This is a genomic window from Mycobacterium pseudokansasii (assembly GCF_900566075.1).
GTDB classification, from domain to species: Bacteria; Actinomycetota; Actinomycetes; order Mycobacteriales; family Mycobacteriaceae; genus Mycobacterium; species Mycobacterium pseudokansasii.
Genome location: NZ_UPHU01000001.1, coordinates 1710118 through 1728303, shown reverse-complemented (window position 1 = coordinate 1728303; position 18186 = coordinate 1710118). Strand labels below are relative to the sequence as shown.

Genomic DNA, 18186 nt, shown 5'->3' with positions numbered 1-18186 from the left:
TTGACGCGCCGATGAAGCATCACTTTGCCGAACTCCTCGGCTTCCGGTATGGGCGTTCCGACGAGCAGCAGGCCGTTGTGGAGGCCATGCCGACGGCAGAGCACTGCAATGAACGCGGAACGGTCCACGGCGGATTCCTCGCGGCCCTTCTGGACGCGGCCACCGGACTGGCGGTCCATTCCGCACTCGGTGAACAGCTGACGGCTCCGCATTTCGACTTGACGATTCAGTACCTGCGGCCCGCCGTTCCCGGGACACTACTGACCTGCCTAGCGCGCACCACCAAGGCCGGTCGCCGCGTCGTCGCTTCGGAGGCGGAAGTTTTCCAGGACGGCGAAATGGTCGCCCGTGCGATCGGCAGTCACGCCGTCACAACCCGACGGCTTGCTCCAGGTCTTTGAGTGACGTCTCCAGATGTGCCAGCATCCGCTGCAGATGCGGCATGGCACTGCGGCATCCCACCAGACCGAAGTCGAGGCTGTCGCCGCTGCTGACCAGGGTGATGTTGAGCGCCTGTCCGTTCGCCGCGATCGACATCGGATAACTGCCTTGCAGCCGAGCGCCATTGGCATACAGCGGGTTTCGGGAACCGGGCACGTTCGAGATGCACACGTTGAATGGCGGTCGCGTCGCTGACATTCCCGTCACTCCGCCCAGCACCACCGGCGAGAGCAACATCATTCCCAACGCCATCGCCTGCGGCCTGGGCATCTGTGCGAGGACCGCCTTGTTCTGCTGCATGGACGAGTTGATCGCGGCCAGACGCTGAGCGGGGTCGTCGACGTGCGTGGCCAGATTGGCCAGCACCGCCCCGACCGCGTTGCCGCCAGCGGCGTCGTCGGCGGTGCGGAGGCTGACTGGAACCATTGCCACCAAAGGCTTTTCGGGCAGTGCGTTCTGATCGGTCAGGTACCCGCGCAGAGCGCCGGCGCACATCGCAAGCACGACGTCGTTGACGGAAACACCCGCGGCGTTCTTGATGTCTTTGATGCGCTGCAGCGACCACGACTGGGCAGCGCAGCGTCGGGCGCCGCCGATCGGGACGTTGAGCATGGTTCGCGGCGCTTGGAACGGCAAGGTCATCTGCTGTTCGAGCAGGGCGGAACGCGCCAAACGGAGAGTCGAGGCGCCAAGTCGCGGGACCGATTTGATTGTGTCGATCAGAATTTGCAACCTTGACGAAGCTCCGGCGTGCTCGTCGGTTCGAATGGGCGACGCCCACGGCGCACGGATCTCCCGGTCGAGTGGATCCGCACTGAGCGAATTCTGGAGAAGGTTGATGGTCGATATCCCATCGACGAGGCCGTGATGGATCTTGGTGTAGACGGCGAAGCGTCCGTCGGCGAGCCCCTCGATGACATGGGTTTCCCACAACGGACGGTGCCGGTCGAGCATGCCGGACTGCAGACGCGATACCAGTTCGAGCAGCTCCCTCACCCGCCCGGGGCCGGGCAGTGCTGAGTGCCGCACGTGGTAGTCGAGGTCGACGTCGGTCGCCGAAGACCATGCGGCACTCAGCCCTCCTGGCAGGGTCGCTGCACGCTGGCGAAAAAGAGGCTGCACATCGTCACATGCCCGGAGCCCTTCGTAGTACTCACGGACGAATTCCCGCCCGGTGTCCTGCGGCGGATCGAACAGCTGCAACCCTGCGACATGCATAGGGTGACCGGGCGACTCGGCGAGAAACATCATCGACTCGACAGGTGACATCAGGTTCATGGCTTGTCCTTGCGCGGGTAGTTGTTCGAAGGCCTAGACCACTGGCGCGGCGGGATTGGGGGCACCGCGCTTGATCATGCTGAAAAAGTTAACGGCCCAACGGCTATGGCAGCTCGTGCCAGCGCGCCAACACCGATCCAGGAGATTGTGAGCGGATCACAAGCACGGGCCGCACGGTCCTACGTTTACCCCGGGTACCGAGGATGTCGCGAAACAGCACCTGGCGCAGGGCACGTTCCCTCGGATCGCTCCGGATGTGACAACCCAACCTGTTCATCGCACCCGCGTAGCCGGTCGCGGTGTCACGACGATCTTTCCGTCATCGCGTCGGCTGGGCTTGACCACGAGGTCTACCGGCCGAACCGGGCGATGGTGACGTCGGCGAATCGTGTCATCGCCTCGGCGTCGGATACGTCGACACGCCGCTGCCGGCCCCGGTGATCACCACGATTCGGTCTGTGAGGTCTTTTGTCTTCAGCACGCGGTGAGGCTAGGTATTCCGCAGCGACGCCGGCTCGTTTCCTCGCACCAACATCGCCGAATGTCCGTTGTGGCGGCGTCACAGCGGAGTATGTTAGGCCGCCATGGAACCCGCGTGGGAACCATTACGTGAGCCAGACGCCGAGAAGGTCTGGAAGGAACTGCTGCGCCCGATAGTCGCCGAACTGCGTTCTGCCGCCGCAGAACTGGCCGAACGGTGCGTCACCCAGATGCAGACGGAGATGCCAGTCCTATTTCCCGACCCGCAGTCGGTCAAGGAGAACCTGGTCAGCACCGAGGCGGGCATCCGCCAGCTGGCCGACATCATCGACGTGGCCGGTGACCCTCGCGACGTCGAATTGCCGGCACCGACCCTGGCCATTGCCCGAGCGGGCGTGATGCGCCAGATTCCGCTGGCCAATTTGATGCGTTTTTACCGGCTGGCCCAAACGTTGTTGTGGCAGTGGATGTGGGACCGGATCACGGCGGCCGCCACCGACCGGACGCAACAAGCATTGGCGTTTCGGCTCGCCACCAGCTGGATGTTCGGCTACATCGACGCGGCCTTGAACCGCGCGGAGCAGGCCTATGAGGCCGAGCGCGAGATCTGGCTGCGTAACACCGCGGCCGCCCGCACGGACGCCATCGACGACATTTTGGCGAGACGCGAGCGTGACCCGCAGCGGGCCTCCAAACGGTTGCGCTACGACGTCAACCGCCACCACGTCGGGGTGATCGCCTGGGTCGATTCGGCGCCGGAGCACCGCGACGCTCAGTCATCGCTGAATGAGGCGCTCACCACTCTTGCGCGCGAGATGGGCGCCGACACAACACTCATCCACCCGGGCGGCTCTCTCGTGGCGTTCGGCTGGTTCAGCTGGCGAAGCGATATTGGCACAGTCGGTTTCGACACCACAGACACTTCGACGCGTCGGCCGACGCTTCCGGATGGCGTTCGGATCGGTATCGGCGAGCCCGGGCACGGACTGAAAGGCTTCCGCTGCAGCCATATCGAAGCATCCAATGCCCGCCGGGTCGCGTCGCTGGCCGGCACGCGCGCCGGCACGCTGACGCATTACCGGGATGTTGCGGCCGCCGCGCTGGCCAGTTGCGACGCCGAACAGGCGGCGTCGTTTGTTCACCGGGTGCTTGGTCCGCTGGCCACCGACGACGAGGCGACCTACCGAGTGGCCACGACGTTGTCGGTGTACCTGCAGGAGAACCGCAGTCGGGTCCGAACTGCGCAGCGACTCACCGTGCATCCCAACACGGTCAGCTACCGCGTTGACCAAGCCGAGAAGATGCTCGGTCGCAGCATCGACACCGACAGCCTCGACCTCGCGGTGGCCCTGGTATTACTGCCCACGCTGCCGGGGCTCATCCGCGAGGGCCGCACCGCCGAACCGTGACATGGCTCCAGCCGCACCGCTCACCACAGCCAATTACTGTCGGGTGTAACAGATTCCACAACAACGCGGCTCCTCCCATGCCGCTCCGACATCGGTTGACCAGCCGCTCTGGCAAGGGCCCTGAGTCTCCGCAACGTGTGAGCAGACCCGCGACACTCCGTCCCCTCGCACTGTGATGTGAACACAAGCGGGCGCACCAACCTTGGCGTCGCGCGCCAAGGAATTCGCTGCAGCCGCCCTTACCGTTTCAGTCAGTTGGCCGACCGGCCACCAACGATCAAGAAGCAAGGAGCACCCCGATGCAAACGCTGCAAGAGCTCGACGTCAACTACATGAGCGGCGCCGACAATCCCTGGATTCCCTTCACCCCGCTCACCGACAAGGTGTTCCTCAAGTACTGGAAGATCGACCCGGTGCGTGGCGAGATCATCGTCTCGATGAAGTTTCCCGGCGGGCTCGAGCTACCTCCTCATTACCACACCGGCATCGTGATCGGGCACACCGTATCCGGGGCGTGGCGCTACCAGGAAAACAACTGGGTCTCCCGCGCCGGCGACACCGTCTACGAGGTGGCCGGCTCCAGGCACACCCCGGAGAGCGTGGAGGACACCGAGGTGTTCTTCGTCATCGTTGGCGAGCTGCTGTTCATCGACGAGAACAACACCATCCTGTGGCAGGAGAACCACAAGACCTCCATCGAGCGCTACACCACCTACTGCGCCGACCACGGCATCCCAGCCCGCGACCTGACCAGCTGGGACGCGTAATTCACCGGACCGTTTGCGGGTCGGCCGGAACCCTGCTGCGACACCGCCAGTAGGCGGCGCAGGGCGGCCGGCCGCATCCGTGTTGCCGAAGTCGGGCCGCCCCGAGGGTCAGCACTGTCGTCAAACGGCTCAAACTAGCCCGCTGATCCGCGTTTTTCCTGGTAAAGCTAAGGGGACTCGAACCCCAGACCCGCACTGCCAGGAGCGGGCAGGAGGCGTGACCAGGCGCGATAACCGGGATTCGGGTGGTAGGAGCCGTATTGGGCGGCGCAACCGTCGTCACGGTTGTCGTCAAAGTTGTCGTCAGCCATCGCCGACTCACGAGCAATCGGTCCTCGGCATGGACTCGCTCGCGTGGTCAACCTGCAACATAATTTCTCCGTGTTGCATGCAACACCCGTTTCATGCAACAGTGGGAGCATGAGCACATCGACGCGGAGAGCCCGCCAGTACCGCGAGCGCATGCGCTTGCGGGGGTACCGCCCGGTCCAAGTGTGGGTGCCGGATGTCCGCTCAGCTGCGTTCGCCGCTGAAGCACACCGTGAGGCGCTGGCACTCGCGGAGGCTGACCGACACAGCGACGACATGGAGTTCGTCGAGGCGATCTCCGCTCTCGGTTCGCTGGACGACGACGCGTGAATCGTGGCGAGTTGTGGACCGTCTCCGGCGGTGTCTACGCAGCCAGGCCGCGCCCGGCGATCATCGTCCAGGACGACCTCTTTTCGGAGACAGATTCGGTTGTCGTCATCCCGCTGACCACGACCGTCACCGACACGCCGATATCCAGAGTCGCCGTGCCCAACGACGAGACGACGAAGATCACCGAGCCCAGCTTCGCGATGATCGACAAGATCACGACCGTGCGCCGGTCAAACCTTGGCGCGCGTATCGGTCGGGCGCCCTCGGCACTCATGGCGGACATCGAACGCTCTTTGATGGTGTTCCTCGGACTGGCTCGCTAGTTGGCATGCAGCCCGCGGGAAGCCATGGCCCCGCGCCTAAGGCCGAGTCCGTCCACGCGACGATTCCGCCGGCCGCTTGTCGCCGTGGTTGTCGTCAGAGGCTCGAAAGTCTGGACCTGAGACAGCATTTCGAGTGGTGGAGCTAAGGCGACTCGAACCACGAACTGAGCGTCGTTGCTACCCATGCTGCCTACCTTGCGGGTTCCGGCCGCGACCTTACTCGGCTCGGAAACGTCGGGATCCGCACATGTCGCTCCCGTCCAAGAACCGTATGTCGTCCAAGCCGACCCGTCGGCGGCGGAATTTTCCGCCCAAAACTGGGACAATCGCCTCGTGCCCACCGAGCCCCCAAGCCCACGACCGACCGCGCCGAAACCGCGGCTGCACGTCACGGCCGAGGACCTGGAGAGGTTCGGCGACGAGGAGCAGGTGCGCTCGGCGTGGGACGAGAGCCGGCTCCGCGACGAGCAACCGCCGCATCACCGTTAGCGTGCCGCGCGACCCCATCCCAGCCGCCGGGGCTGCGCGGAGGCTGCCGTGCGCCGCGTTCGATTCGGCCAGTATGCCGCGGTCTACACAGTTGAGGTCAAAGTCTAAGCGCCTGAAGATGATTCCGGCGGCCCGGGCTTCGTTGTGTAGCAACTTGGCTTTCTCGAACCACGCAACGTCAACCGGGTGCTCCACAGCCTGTGCGGCTCGGGCAGAGGTTCCGCAGCCGCGCGTGCATGGTCTTCGCCACTCGTGCGCCAGCTTGCTTGTTCACGGTGGGTGCATCGCCCGCGACCGAGCAGCGGATTTTGCGATACGGTTCGCCGCGGTGACTACGGGAACCTACGTCGAGGCGATCGAGGCGGTACAGCGCCAAGCGCTGGATTCGATGGGCATCCTGTTCGAAAACCTTGGCGGCGACTCGTCCGGGCGGTTGTCGTCAAAGAAGTCGCCGTTGTCGTCACGGTTGTCGTCAAAAAGCCCGAAAATCCGGGCCCTGAAACCGTGTTTCTCGGTAGAGCTAAGGGGACTCGAACCCCACGATTAAGCGCGCGAAAACGTCTCTAGCAGCGCTTTCAGTTCCGGTCGCTCGATTTGAGGGACTCAGCTCACCAGCGGTTTTCCTCGGGCGTGTCGAGCCGGGTTCTCACTACTAATTTCCTTTCCCTGGTTGTCTCATCCGGTCCAGATTCGGGCCGGATGCTGCGTTGTTATGGGTTTTCATGGTCACGCAGATGGTGCGACCGGGTGCTCTGGACCGGATGCGACACGCTGGCCTCGGCGTTTCATGGCGTTGCAGCGAACAAAGCATCTTCCGGTGGTGGCAGTTGGATGGCCAGGCCCTTGCGTTGGCCGCGGTTGACATGCACCGCGTTGAGCTCGCCGCGTTGAATCCGGTCCAGGACAGTCTGTTTGGCAACGCCGAGTCGGCGGGCAGCAGCTTCGAGCCCAACCCATCCCTCGGGCGCGTCCGGGGTGATCTTGGCTTGCAGCTCGGCGTCGATGCGGATTCGCCACGGGCCGCCGGGGCCGTGCTGCTCGCCGCGGATGAACCCGCTGGCCAGCCACCGGTAGAGGGTGGCTCGGGAGGTGCCCAGCAGCGTCTGGGCTTCGGCGATGCTGACCATGTGCACATCCTCGTCGATGGGTCCGACAGGTTCGCTGGGACCGGCGATCCGGTGTTTGCGGCGCAGGCTGCCGACCCGGTCGCGGGTGAACGGCAACCCGGTCGCGGTGATCACGCCTTGCCGGGCAAGCAGGCGCGCGATCGTCGCGTCGTCGTAGTGGGCGGCCAGCCGTCGAATACGCTCCAGCGTGTCGGCCTCGGTGCGGATCGCGCTGTCCACGCCGCGGCGCGGCAACGCGACGGTGATATCGGTATGAGCGCTGCCTTCCCACCGGATCCGGATCGCGGCCTGACCAGCGTCGCGGTCGACGTTGATGACGACCTCACCGATCAGCAACCGCAGCAACTGCTTTCGTTCTCGGATGGTGGTGGTGTCGGCGTCGAACACCGCCCGCAGGTCAGCACCCGCGTGGGATAGCCAGGCCACCTCTTCCTCGGTGAGCACCGCCGGCCGCCGGGACTGCTGCGCGGCCAGGTCGGCCTCGGCTTGACGTAGCGTGCCCAGCCGTACTTCCCAGTCGCGTTCCAGGCTGCGGGCGACCAACCGGTTCTCCGGCTCGACCGCGTCGAACTGGCGGCGGGCTCGCTGGGCCTCGTAACGGGCCCGCTCGACGCCCAGCTCGAACGCGCGCACCCGCCGGGCATGCTGATCCTCGGCCTCGGCCAGTGCGGCGGCGGTGGCCGCCAACGCGGCCGGCTGCAACACGGTGAACATCTCCTCGACCACGGCGGCGTCCAGGCGGCGTCCGCTCAGACTCTGGCAGCTGCGCGCCGAGCCGTACAACCGCAGTCCCTGCGCGCACAGATACCGTGGGACTCGGCCATCGGGGCCGGAGTAGCCGACCAGCATCCGCCGCCCGCACTTGCCGCACACCACCAGCCCCTGCAGCAAGGCGCGGCCCTCACGCACCGCCCCGCCGCCCTGCCCTTTGGGCGGGTGCACGTTGGCGCGCAACCGATCCTGGTTGGCCAGATAGGTCTGCCAGGACACATAGCCGGGATGATGATCCGGGATGGTCACCTCCCACTGCTCACGCGGCAATTCCTGATCGCGGACCACGATGCGGCCGGCCTCGTCCAGACGCCGACTCACCTTCGTTCGCCCGAACACGTACGCCCCACCATAGGCGGGGTTGGTCAAAAAATCGTGGACCGCCGGGTAGGTCGCCTCGGCCCAGCGGATGACCCGCGCGCCGGCGGACCGGCGCGGCAGCCGCAGGCCATCCGCACGCAGCGACAGCACCACCTGACGCGCCGAACCCAGCTCGTCGAACCGGTCGAACACCGCCGTGATCGCGGCGCGGACCGCCTCATCCCGGCTGAGCACCACCCGGTCGTCCTGGTCATAGTCCAGCCCCACCGGCAGCAGTTGGCGCAGCTCGCCCCGCGCGGCCTTGTGCCGCAGCCCGGCATTGAGCCGCGACCGCAGCACGTGCAGCTCAGCCTCGCTCATCGTGCCCTTCAACCCAAGCACGAGCCGGTCGTTGTAGTCACCGGGGTGATACATCCCGTCCGCGTCGGCGATCAGGGTGTCGGTCATCGCGCACAGATCCAGCAGGTGATACCAGTCTGCGTTGCAGCGCGCCAACCGAGACACTTCGATGCCCAGCACCAGGCCGACCTGCCCCAACCCGACCGCGGCGACCAATTCCTGAACCCGTTGCGTGCGTTCGCATCCGCGCCCGAACAACCCAGGTCGTCATCGACCACCCGTACCCGGTCAGCTGGCCACCCCAAGTGCTGCGCTCGCTGCGCGAGTTCGTATTGCCGGTTGAGGCTTTCGGTGTTTTCCCGCACCTGCGTCATCGTCGATTGCCGCACATACACCCACGCCTGTCGTTGCAGGTGCGTTGCCCGGATCTTGGTCAGCTCAGCCATCGCTGCCGTCCTCGGCCAGCACACCCCTGGCGATCATCCGGGCCAGCAGCGACAACACTTGCGCCCGTGTGGGTTCCGGCAGCTGCTCCCAGCTCCCGGCGACACGCTCCTGCTCCCACGGCAGCCGCAGTTGCACCGCGGCCGCTATCCTGACTCCTCGCACGGCTCACCTCCTGGTCTCGTTGGCGCGGATCCAGTGAGGTGAGCCTTGCCCATCCCGGCCGTAACTGGTCGGACCCGGTCACGACGACACGCCCGTGTCACGCGCCAGCCGGGACCGCAACCGTCGAACCCCCTCGACCGACAACGTCGTCGCCAACCCCGCCAACACGGCGGCGTCGCTACCGAAGACATCCGTCGCGTCGGCCGCCACCATGCCCGGCGTGCCGTCCGGCAGCACGACCACCAGCCTCAGCACGCCCTGTCGTCGACGAAATGACAACGCTCGCAACTGTTCCCCGTACAATGGGTGCGCGCGATCAGTTACCGTGATCTCGCACGGCAGCACCGCGCGAAGCTGTTGCAGTCTGTCGCCTGCGCTGTTGACGTGGTCAACACGCTTCCAACTTGGCGGATGCCTTGGTTGAGGATCTCGGCGATGTCGGTGGTGTCGAACACCGGTAGCGCCGCCGTGGCGTCCGCGAGGGGAATCTCTAGCAGCACCCGCAACAGACCTTACGCGCTTTATTATGCATTTCGTACTCTATAAAAGTACGATTTGCATACCCGAGGAGCGGATGTGGCGCGAAACCACAGCACCCCGATCCCGGCCGCCCTCGCACAGACCCCACTGAAAACCATCCGGCCACGCGACGCCGCCGCCGTGTACGCCCATCCCCGTACCCAGCTGGTTCGGTTGGCCGATCACGGTCTCCTGCACCGCCTCGCCGACGGCTACTACGTCGTCGTCCCGCAAAACATGGTGGGGCACAAATGGCTTCCGAGCCTGGAGGCCGCCGCCGCGGGAATCGCCACAACAATTCACCACCACGACGACATCGTCGTCATGGGCCTCAGCGCCGCACGACTGCACGGAGTCATCCCACGCGCTCTGGCAACCGCACTCGTGGCCGTACCGCGCCAGCACCGCCCCATCACGCTGAGCGATCGGCCAGCGATCGTGCGGTTCGTCCAACGCGACACCAGCCGCCTAGACGCCGAACGGATCCGCACCGACCTGGGGCCGACATTGGTGACAACACCCGAACAGACTGTCCTCGACCTGGCTCACCGCCCAACCCTCGGTGACGACCAAACCGACATCCCTACCGCGGCCGCGGCCCTCTACGCGCGCAGCGACAAGAACCGCCTGCAGGCACTCGCAACCGAACAGCGCCGGCTAGCCTCCCTGCGCCGCGCCGAGAAGTGGGCTGGGATAGATTATGGATCCTGACGAACGCCACTCGTTAGCAACACAATTCGGAGTCTCCACCGAACAAGTCGAACGCGACCACCTCATCTCCCACCTGCTGGCCTTCCTCAGCCGCGACTTCGGTGACCGGATCCACTTCATCGGCGGGACCGCCCCGGCACGCGCATACCTCCCGCACGGACACCTGAGCGAGGACATCGACCTCATCGCCCTCGGGAACCGCAACGACGTCGCACGCGACCTCGACGCCGCGCTCCCCTGTCAACAAGTTCTGGGAGGGTAGCCCGGACCGCCTTAATCAGGTGAGTGAGAAACCAGACCGCGTTGTTGTCGCTGATGTCGACAAGGTGGCGTTCACCGGCGAACTCGGACTCGGTGAGGAAGACCATCGCGTTGAATGCGGCCGTCGCCAGTAGTCACATCGCGGCGAACCCCCAGTCACAATCTGCGACTTCCTCGATGGGAGCGGCGCGAAAGGCAAAATACGCCTGATGTTGACCGCGATGTTGACGGGAAAAACGCCAAAACGCCGTGACCTGCGGTTTCTCTGTGGAGCTAAGGGGACTCGAACCCCTGACCCCCACACTGCCAGTGTGGTGCGCTACCAGCTGCGCCATAGCCCCGAGATGTCGTGCCCATCGAAGCTACACCACCGCCGGGAACCGTTCAAAGTCCCAGGCCACGACACCTACCCGATGACCTGATTGACGACCTCCCGCGCGGTCTGCTGCACCTCGGCCAGATGCTCGGGCCCGCGAAACGACTCCGCGTAGATCTTGTAGACGTCCTCGGTGCCCGACGGCCGCGCAGCAAACCACGCATTGGTCGTCGTCACCTTGAGGCCGCCCAGCGGCGCGCCGTTGCCCGGTGCCTCGGTCAGCTTGGCGGTGATCGGCTCGCCCGCCAGCTCGGTGGCGCTGACCTCGTCGGCCGACAGCTTGGCCAGGCGCGCTTTCTGCTCCCGGTCGGCGGGCGCGTCGACCCGCGCGTACGTCGGCGCACCGTATTCGGCAGCCAGCGCCTGGTACCGCTGCGACGGCGTCACTCCGGTGACGGCCAGCATCTCGGCGGCCAGCAAAGCCATGATGATGCCGTCCTTGTCGGTGGTCCACACCGAGCCGTCCCGGCGCAGAAACGACGCCCCGGCCGATTCCTCGCCACCGAACCCGATGGTGCCGCCGATCAGTCCGTCGACGAACCATTTGAACCCGACGGGCACCTCGACGAGCCGACGGCCCAGCCCGGCGACCACCCGGTCGATGATCGACGAGCTGACCGCCGTCTTGCCGACGGCGAGGCCCGCCGGCCAGGACGGCCGGTGCGTGCAGAGGTACTCGATCGCCACGGCCAGATAGTGGTTCGGGTTGAGCAGCCCCTCGTCGGGGGTGACGATGCCGTGCCGGTCGGCGTCGGCGTCATTGCCGGTGGCGATCTGGTAGCGGTCCCGGTCGGCGATCATCGTTGCGATGAGCCCAGCCATCGCGTCCGGTGAGCTGCAGTCCATCCGGATCTTGCCGTCGTGATCGAGCGTCATGAACCGCCACGTCGCATCGACCAGCGGATTGACCACGGTCAGCTCCAGCCGGTGGCGCTCGGCGATTTCGGCCCAATAATCCACACTGGCCCCGCCCAGTGGGTCGGCGCCGATCCGGACTCCGGCCTCGCGGATCGTGGCTACGTCGACCACGTTGGGCAGATCGTCCACATAGGCGCCCAGATAGTCGTGGCGCCGGGCTGCGCGCAGCGCCCGCGCGACCGGCACCCGCCGCACCGCCGAGCCGCCGTCACGCAGAATCTCGTTGGCGCGCTTGGCTATTGCGTTGGTGACCGCGGTGTCGGCCGGGCCGCCGTGGGGCGGGTTGTACTTGAAGCCGCCGTCGGGGGGCGGGTTGTGCGACGGTGTGACGACAATGCCGTCGGCCAGCGCCTCGGTGCGGCCCCGGTTGTAGGTCACGATGGCATGACTGATGGCCGGCGTCGGCGTGTAGCGGTCGCGGCTGTCGACGACGGCCACAACGTCATTGCCGGCCAGTACCTCCAGCGCCGACACCCAGGCCGGCTCCGAAAGTCCATGGGTGTCACGGCCGATGAACAACGGTCCGGTGGTGCCCTGCTGCGCGCGGTACTCCACGATGGCCTGGCTGATCGCCAGAATGTGGTTCTGGTTGAAGGCACCGTCCAGCGCCGAGCCGCGGTGCCCGGAGGTGCCGAAGACCACCTGCTGCGCGACGTCGTCGGGATCGGGTTCGACTGAGTAATACGCCGTCACCAGGTGCGGCAGATCGACGAGGTCTTCGGGCTGGGCCGGCTGTCCGGCTCGCGGGTGGGCCACCATGGCACCAATTCTGCCCATAGCGCCATTGCCCGCGGACTGCCAGGCTTTACGCTGCGAAGCGCACCATTGGCACACCGGAAGGACTCGACCAGTGGCACGCCACGACTACCGGGAATTGGCCGCGATTTTCGCCGGCGGAGCGCTCGGCGCACTGGCACGTGCGGCGTTGGCCACGCTCGCGGCCCCCGACCCGGCCAGATGGCCATGGCCGACCTTCACCGTCAATATCATCGGCGCATTCCTGGTGGGTTACTTCACCACCCGGCTGCTGGAGCGGCTGCCGTTGTCCAGCTATCGGCGTCCGCTGCTGGGCACCGGTTTGTGCGGTGGCCTGACCACATTCTCGACGATGCAGGTCGAGACGGTCAGGATGCTCGAACACGGCCATTGGGTCCTGGCCGTCGCCTACACCGTCGTCAGCATCGTGCTCGGATTGCTGGCGGTGCAGCTGGCCACGGTCGTGGTGCGCCGGGTGCGGGTGCGCGGATGATCACGGTCGCCGTCTGGCTTGGCGTGATGGTCATCGGGGGCATCGGGTCGGTGTCGCGTTTCCTGGTGGACCGCGCCGTCGCACGCCGGACGGCCCGGGCATTTCCCTACGGCACGCTGGCGGTGAACATCGGCGGTGCCGCACTGCTGGGGTTTCTCGGCGGCCTGACGTTACCCAAAGACGTTGCGCTGCTGGCCGGCACCGCATTCATCGGCGCCTACACCACCTTCTCCACCTGGATGCTGGAAACCCAACGACTCAGCGAGGACCGCCAGCTGCGTGCGGCATTGGCCAATATCACCGTCAGCGTCATACTCGGACTGACCGCAGCGCTGCTGGGCCAATGGATCGCGGAGCAGATATGAGTGAGCAAAGCCTGAAGTTGACCGCCTACTTCGGCGAGCGGCAACGCGCGGTCGGCACCAATGGGTTTCTGGCCGACGCGATGCTGGATCTGTTCGGCGAGCACGGCGTCGCGACGAGCGTGATGATGCGCGGTACCACGGGCTTTGGACCCAAGCACGAGCTGCGCTGCGACCGAACGCTGAGCTTGTCCGAGGATCCTCCGGTCACCATCGTCGCCGTCGACATCGCCTCGAAAATCCGCAGTCTGGTCGACGAGGTGACGGCGATAACCGACCGCGGCTTGGTGACGCTGGAACGCGCCCGGCTGGTCACCCGACATAGCGGCGCCGATGCACTGGGCGAGCTGGAAAGCCGAAACGGCGATGCCGCCAAGCTCACCGTCTACGTAGGCCGTCAGGTGCGGGTCGGCGGAACCGCTGCCGGTTACGCCGTCTGCGAACTGCTGTATCGGCACGGATTCGCCGGAGCCACAGTGCTTCTCGGTGTCGACGGCACGGCATACGGCGAACGCTTCCGGGCGCGCTTCTTCGGCCGCAACGTCAATGTTCCGTTGATGATCATCGCCATCGGTTCGGTTCCGCAGGTCTCGGCCGCCGCTACCGACCTCACCGGCCTCGTGCCCAACCCGTTGCTGACCATCGAACGGGTGAGGCTGTGCAAACGCGACGGCGAGCTATTGGGCCGCCCACAACAGCTGCCGCCCACCGACGACCAGGGACGCAACCTGTGGCAGAAGCTGATGGTGCACACCGCCGAGGCGACCCACCATGAGGGCCTGCCGATTCACCGCGCGCTGGTGTACCGGCTGATGCAGTCGCAGGCGGCGCGGGGCGCGACTGCCCTGCGTGGTGTCTGGGGTTTTCACGGAGACCATAAACCGCACGGGGACAAGCTTTTTCAGCTCGCGCGTAAAGTGCCGGTGACCACCATCATCGTCGATACGCCGGAGGCCATCGCCCGCAGCTTCGGTATCGTCGACGAGCTGACCGCCCGCCACGGACTGGTCACCAGTGAAATGGTCCCTGCGGCGGTGTCCTTGACCGGGTCAGCAGGCAGGGCGGAAACGCCGCTCGCACAATACGACTACTGACTCCGTCACTGCCGCAGGGCCGGCACGTCGTCGAGCGTACGCGGCAGCACGTAGAGGGCCACGCGCCGATCCGCCAGTTCGTGTTCGCCGAGGAAGACGCAACCACCGTTGTGACAGAAGTGGCGTATCCCTTTGCTTCGATAGTCCGGGTCGAAAATGATTCGGCGACACTGTGGTTCGGCATTGAGCACGCTGGCCACGAAGTGCGGCAGCAGGAGCTGGGCCACACCCAGGGTGATGATGTTCGGATCTGCGGTGGCGGCGTGGATCCCCAGATCGTAGGGATCAGACTCGTACAGCGTCGAGATCAAATCTTTTGCAGCCCTGTATAATTCGAGGTACCCATGATATTGGCCATCCAGGCTACCGACGAACGGCCGCGAGTAGTTGCCGTCGAGTTGGGCCCGCAAGTACCGCTGCCATCGCGACGCCGGCCACACACATTCCCACGCTCTGGCCAGGTGCGGCCTGCTCATCCACTCGGCGATCATCTCCGCGTCGGTATCCGGATCGGCCAGCCGGAACGCGTAGGGCGAGGGCACCGCCGGCGTGGGCGGCGGCGGGACGTCGCGGACCTCGTCGGTGAGATCGCTCAGTTGGCGCGGGAAAAGCGCGTCGGCTTCAGTCATGTCAACGTGCCAGCCTACCTACCGCATCGGTTGTGGACAGCCATTTGTCGGCCAGCGCCGAAACCCAGTCGGCTACCGCGCCCGCCTCCGCCGGCGGCGCCTGGACCAGCACCAGCTCGTCCACGCCCAGTTCGGCCAGGGTCTCGACGTCGCCGATGTGGGGGCTGCGCAGCGCCACGGCCAGTGACAGCTCACCGCGGTCGCGATCCGACTCGGCGCACAGCTGCTCGAGCGTGGCGACCCGTTCGCGCACCGCGTCAATACCGTCAAGGTTGAACCCGTACCAGCCGTCCGCCCAGGCCGCGACTCGCCGCATCGCGGCGTCGCTGTTGCCCCCGACCACGATCGGGATGCGGCGCTCGCGGACCGGCTTGGGGTTGACCCGGACGCAGTCGAACGCAACGAAGTCTCCGCCGAACGACGCGACATCGTCGCGCCACAACGTGCGCATGGCGGCGACGTATTCGGCGGTGCGCGCCGCGCGCCGCTCGAAGGGTACCCCGAGCGCTTCGAACTCCTCTTTCAACCATCCGACGCCGACGCCGAGTATCAGCCGGCCACCGCTCAGCCGATCCAGGCTCGCCGCCTGTTTGGCCACCACGACCGGGTTGTGTTCGGGCAGCAGCAATACTCCGGTCGCGACCGCGATCCGCGACGAGGCGGCGGCGGCGAACGCCAGCGCGATCGTCGGGTCCAGCCAATCCGCCTGGGCCGCAACGGCGATCACGCCGTCGTCGGAATAGGGATACCGGGACGCGGGCCGGTCCACCATCACGACATGTTCGCCGGCCCACAAGGTGGCGAAACCGGCGTTGTCGGCCGCGGATGCGACGGCGTCGATCACCGTCCGGTCAGCGCCGGAACCGATTCCCAGCGCGTGCAATCCCAGCCGCATCCGACGATCGTCTCATGCGGCTCAGCTGCCCTTGAGCAGCTTCGCCAAGACAGCTGCGTGACTGCCGTCGACTTCGCGAGTCGCGGTGACCAGAGTGATGGGCCCGCTCTTGGCGAGCTTCCGCAATTCCGCGACCGCCGGGCTGCCCGACAGCTCTGCTTGGTAGCGCGCCTCGAACTCGTCGAAGCGCTCCCGCCGGTGGTGATACCAGTCACGCAGTTCCTTCGACGGGGCGACGTCCTTGCGCCACATGCCGACCCGCGGGTCGTCTTTGCGGATACCCCGCGGCCAGATGCCGTCGACCAGGATGCGTTGGCCGTCGTCGGGACCGGGGTCCTCGTAGATCCGCGTTACTCGCACCTGGCGCTTGGCGACCATGGCGTCAGTGATAGAGCAGATTGCTGTGCTGGCTGCAGTAGCTGTTGACGGCGGCGAGCACCGTCGACTTCGCCTCCTGCTGGGTGAAGTTTCCGGGTCCGCCGACGAGTCTGTTGACCGTCGCCTGGTACGTCTGCGGGGTGGGGCTCTGGTCGAGCATCGCGCAGGTGCTGTGGGCCTCGGCGATCATCGTCTGCAGCGAGACCCGGCCCTGGTAGTTCACCCCGCTCTCGGAGAGCCACTTGGTGTAGTAGGAATCCTCGGTGCTGAGCGGATCGGCTTGGGCCACCGCGTCGGTCATGGGGAAGGCCACCGGGCAGGTCAGCAGAGCCAGGCCCACCAGCGGTACCGCAAACGTCTGTGCAGGCCTCATGATCAGCCTCCCGGTGAGCGTCATCAGCACCGATGTCAGCAGGTCCAACGCTACGCCGGAACTTCTCAGTTGGGGGCAGCTGCGGCGTCTCGATGTCGATCACGTCCGGGTGAACGTCAGCAGTGTCAGTGGGCCGTGCTAGTATCGAACATGTGTTCGAATCGACGATGGCGATCGACCCTCGCGCCGACCAAGCGACCTTGATTGAGCGCATCGCCGAGCTGGAGAGAGTCAAATCGGCGGCCGCTGCGGGCCAGGCTCGAGCGGCGGCCGCCCTGGACACGGCACGCCGGGCCGCCGAAGCTGCCGCCGGCATGCCCGCCGACCGGCGCGGACGTGGCGTGGCCAACGAGGTTGCGCTGGCGCGGCGAGACTCACCGGCCCGCGGCGCGCGGCATCTGGGCTTTGCGAAGGCTCTGGTGTACGAGATGCCGCACACACTCGCCGCGCTCGAATCCGGAGCTCTGTCGGAATGGCGGGCCACCCTGATCGTGCGGGAAAGCGCCTGTCTGGACGTGGCGGATCGGCGCACGCTGGACGCCGAGTTGTGTGGTGACCCGGCGAACCTCGATGGGCTGGGCGATGCGCGGGTGGCCGCGGCCGCCAAGGCGATCGCCTACCGGCTGGACCCGCATGCCGTCGTCGATCGGGCGGCCAAGGCTGCCGAGGAACGCACGGTCACCATCCGACCCGCACCCGACACCATGTCGTATGTGACCGCGCTGCTCCCGGTAGCCCAGGGCGTGTCGGTGTATGCGGCGCTGCGCCGTGAAGCTGACGTTTGCTGCGACGAGCGCCCACGCGGACAGGTCATGGCAGACACCCTGGTCGAGCGGGTCACCGGCCGGGCCGCGACGGTCCCGACGCCGATCGCGGTCAACCTAGTCCTGTCCGACGAGACGCTGCTCGGCTCCGACAGCGCACCGGCGGATGTCTGCGGCTATGGCCCCATCCCTGCGGCTGTGGCCCGCGCGATGGTCGCCGACACCGTCGCTGATCCGCGCTCACGGGCAACGCTGCGCAGGCTTTATGCCCATCCGCGGAGCGGAGCGCTGGTCGCTATGGAGTCACGCGCGCGGCGGTTTCCTCGCGGGCTGGCCGCCTTCATCGAGTTGCGGGATCAGCGGTGCCGAACGCCCTACTGCGACGCGCCGATCCGACACCGCGACCATGCCCGGCCATGGGCCGAAGGCGGTGCGACTACCGCGAATAACGGGCTCGGCTCCTGCGAGCGCTGCAACTACGCCAAGCAAGCCCCTGGCTGGCAGGTGACGACAAGCGACGAAAACCACACGCACACAGCCGAATTCACCACGCCGACGGGTAAGCGATACCGGTCCGGTGCCCCACCGCGGATACCACCGATCACGGTCAGCGACGTCGAGGTCCGCATCGGCATCGCGCTCGCTCGACACGCCGCCTGACAGG

Annotated in this window: 22 protein-coding genes and 1 tRNA gene; 13 read left to right on the top strand and 10 right to left on the bottom strand. The window is 66.2% G+C overall.

Annotated elements, in window-relative coordinates; genetic code table 11:
• The first annotated feature begins 11 nt into the window (after positions 1 to 11).
• Entirely contained in the window at positions 12 to 401 is a 390-nt protein-coding gene (locus EET10_RS30640; protein WP_244601883.1) for a PaaI family thioesterase, read from the top strand.
• Here the strand turns inward: EET10_RS30640 and EET10_RS07945 are convergent.
• Complete coding sequence (locus tag EET10_RS07945) at positions 370 to 1719, bottom strand: WS/DGAT/MGAT family O-acyltransferase (protein WP_063466353.1); 1350 nt, start codon at positions 1717 to 1719, stop codon at positions 370 to 372. The genes EET10_RS30640 and EET10_RS07945 overlap by 32 nt on opposite strands.
• A gap of 584 nt (positions 1720 to 2303) precedes the next feature.
• On the opposite strand from EET10_RS07945, the gene EET10_RS07940 reads away from it, so the two are divergent.
• The 6 genes from EET10_RS07940 (at position 2304) to EET10_RS07915 (ending at position 6373) form a co-directional block, all read left to right on the top strand.
• Positions 2304 to 3608 carry a PucR family transcriptional regulator gene (locus EET10_RS07940; RefSeq protein WP_036407504.1) on the top strand — a complete coding sequence of 435 codons (1305 nt, stop codon included), beginning with the start codon at positions 2304 to 2306 and terminating at the stop codon, positions 3606 to 3608.
• A gap of 299 nt (positions 3609 to 3907) precedes the next feature.
• Complete coding sequence (locus EET10_RS07935) at positions 3908 to 4375, top strand: 2,4'-dihydroxyacetophenone dioxygenase family protein (protein ID WP_036407502.1); 468 nt, start codon at positions 3908 to 3910, stop codon at positions 4373 to 4375.
• Between the two features lie 420 nt (positions 4376 to 4795).
• Positions 4796 to 5014, top strand: a complete 219-nt coding sequence (locus EET10_RS07930) for an antitoxin MazE family protein (RefSeq protein WP_036407499.1) — start codon at positions 4796 to 4798, stop codon at positions 5012 to 5014.
• Complete coding sequence (locus EET10_RS07925; protein WP_036407495.1) at positions 5011 to 5337, top strand: type II toxin-antitoxin system PemK/MazF family toxin; 327 nt, start codon at positions 5011 to 5013, stop codon at positions 5335 to 5337. The genes EET10_RS07930 and EET10_RS07925 overlap by 4 nt, the downstream gene beginning before the upstream one ends.
• A 333-nt stretch (positions 5338 to 5670) precedes the next feature.
• Positions 5671 to 5826: a hypothetical protein gene (locus tag EET10_RS29525; protein WP_167480148.1), complete on the top strand. Its 156-nt coding sequence runs from the start codon at positions 5671 to 5673 to the stop codon at positions 5824 to 5826.
• A gap of 328 nt (positions 5827 to 6154) precedes the next feature.
• The gene (locus tag EET10_RS07915) at positions 6155 to 6373 is read left to right on the top strand and encodes a hypothetical protein (protein ID WP_136622907.1); all 219 of its coding nucleotides are present in this window, start codon (positions 6155 to 6157) and stop codon (positions 6371 to 6373) included.
• A gap of 238 nt (positions 6374 to 6611) precedes the next feature.
• Here the strand turns inward: EET10_RS07915 and EET10_RS07910 are convergent, their stop codons facing one another.
• The 3 genes from EET10_RS07910 to EET10_RS29135 form a co-directional block, all read right to left on the bottom strand.
• The gene (locus tag EET10_RS07910) at positions 6612 to 8600 is read right to left on the bottom strand and encodes a recombinase family protein (protein WP_218028445.1); all 1989 of its coding nucleotides are present in this window, start codon (positions 8598 to 8600) and stop codon (positions 6612 to 6614) included.
• Positions 8601 to 8822: 222 nt separating this feature from the next.
• Positions 8823 to 8993 (bottom strand): hypothetical protein, encoded by a 171-nt coding sequence (locus EET10_RS29520; protein ID WP_167480138.1) that lies wholly within the window; start codon positions 8991 to 8993, stop codon positions 8823 to 8825.
• A 78-nt stretch (positions 8994 to 9071) separates the two neighbouring features.
• The gene (locus tag EET10_RS29135; RefSeq protein ID WP_136623063.1) at positions 9072 to 9272 is read right to left on the bottom strand and encodes a hypothetical protein; all 201 of its coding nucleotides are present in this window, start codon (positions 9270 to 9272) and stop codon (positions 9072 to 9074) included.
• Positions 9273 to 9569: 297 nt separating this feature from the next.
• Here EET10_RS29135 and EET10_RS07900 point away from each other — a divergent pair, with 297 nt between their 5' ends.
• The gene (locus tag EET10_RS07900) at positions 9570 to 10223 is read left to right on the top strand and encodes a type IV toxin-antitoxin system AbiEi family antitoxin domain-containing protein (protein ID WP_063466355.1); all 654 of its coding nucleotides are present in this window, start codon (positions 9570 to 9572) and stop codon (positions 10221 to 10223) included.
• Entirely contained in the window at positions 10213 to 10485 is a 273-nt protein-coding gene (locus EET10_RS07895) for a nucleotidyl transferase AbiEii/AbiGii toxin family protein (RefSeq protein ID WP_036404022.1), read from the top strand. Before EET10_RS07900 ends, EET10_RS07895 begins: the two co-directional genes overlap by 11 nt.
• Before the next feature lie 267 nt (positions 10486 to 10752).
• Here the strand turns inward: EET10_RS07895 and EET10_RS07890 are convergent.
• Together EET10_RS07890 and pgm are read right to left on the bottom strand one after the other, a co-directional pair.
• Positions 10753 to 10825: transfer RNA gene (locus EET10_RS07890), tRNA-Ala, on the bottom strand.
• A 65-nt stretch (positions 10826 to 10890) separates the two neighbouring features.
• Positions 10891 to 12537 carry a phosphoglucomutase (alpha-D-glucose-1,6-bisphosphate-dependent) gene (pgm, locus tag EET10_RS07885; protein WP_036404024.1) on the bottom strand — a complete coding sequence of 549 codons (1647 nt, stop codon included), beginning with the start codon at positions 12535 to 12537 and terminating at the stop codon, positions 10891 to 10893.
• 91 nt (positions 12538 to 12628) lie between these two features.
• On the opposite strand from pgm, the gene crcB (EET10_RS07880) reads away from it, so the two are divergent.
• From crcB (EET10_RS07880) to EET10_RS07870, 3 genes are read left to right on the top strand one after another with little or no spacing between them, the layout of a single operon-like run.
• Positions 12629 to 13027 (top strand): fluoride efflux transporter CrcB, encoded by a 399-nt coding sequence (gene crcB / locus EET10_RS07880; protein ID WP_036404026.1) that lies wholly within the window; start codon positions 12629 to 12631, stop codon positions 13025 to 13027.
• Complete coding sequence (gene crcB / locus EET10_RS07875; RefSeq protein ID WP_036404029.1) at positions 13024 to 13392, top strand: fluoride efflux transporter CrcB; 369 nt, start codon at positions 13024 to 13026, stop codon at positions 13390 to 13392. The genes crcB (EET10_RS07880) and crcB (EET10_RS07875) overlap by 4 nt, the downstream gene beginning before the upstream one ends.
• Positions 13389 to 14483 carry a DUF190 domain-containing protein gene (locus EET10_RS07870; RefSeq protein WP_036404031.1) on the top strand — a complete coding sequence of 365 codons (1095 nt, stop codon included), beginning with the start codon at positions 13389 to 13391 and terminating at the stop codon, positions 14481 to 14483. Before crcB (EET10_RS07875) ends, EET10_RS07870 begins: the two co-directional genes overlap by 4 nt.
• Before the next feature lie 5 nt (positions 14484 to 14488).
• Here the strand turns inward: EET10_RS07870 and EET10_RS07865 are convergent, their stop codons facing one another.
• The 4 genes from EET10_RS07865 to EET10_RS07850 are packed head-to-tail and all read right to left on the bottom strand — an operon-like array spanning position 14489 to position 16758.
• On the bottom strand, positions 14489 to 15112 hold the full coding sequence (locus tag EET10_RS07865; protein WP_036404032.1) for a GNAT family N-acetyltransferase: 624 nt from the start codon (positions 15110 to 15112) through the stop codon (positions 14489 to 14491).
• Between the two features lies 1 nt (position 15113).
• The gene (locus EET10_RS07860; protein ID WP_036404034.1) at positions 15114 to 16007 is read right to left on the bottom strand and encodes an LLM class F420-dependent oxidoreductase; all 894 of its coding nucleotides are present in this window, start codon (positions 16005 to 16007) and stop codon (positions 15114 to 15116) included.
• Between the two features lie 21 nt (positions 16008 to 16028).
• Positions 16029 to 16385 (bottom strand): DUF488 domain-containing protein, encoded by a 357-nt coding sequence (locus EET10_RS07855; protein WP_036404036.1) that lies wholly within the window; start codon positions 16383 to 16385, stop codon positions 16029 to 16031.
• Between the two features lie 4 nt (positions 16386 to 16389).
• Positions 16390 to 16758, bottom strand: coding sequence for a DUF732 domain-containing protein (locus EET10_RS07850; RefSeq protein ID WP_218028443.1), 369 nt, complete (start codon positions 16756 to 16758; stop codon positions 16390 to 16392).
• A 152-nt stretch (positions 16759 to 16910) separates the two neighbouring features.
• Here EET10_RS07850 and EET10_RS07845 point away from each other — a divergent pair, with 152 nt between their 5' ends.
• Positions 16911 to 18182: an HNH endonuclease gene (locus tag EET10_RS07845; RefSeq protein WP_122502035.1), complete on the top strand. Its 1272-nt coding sequence runs from the start codon at positions 16911 to 16913 to the stop codon at positions 18180 to 18182.
• The last annotated feature ends 4 nt before the right edge of the window (positions 18183 to 18186 follow it).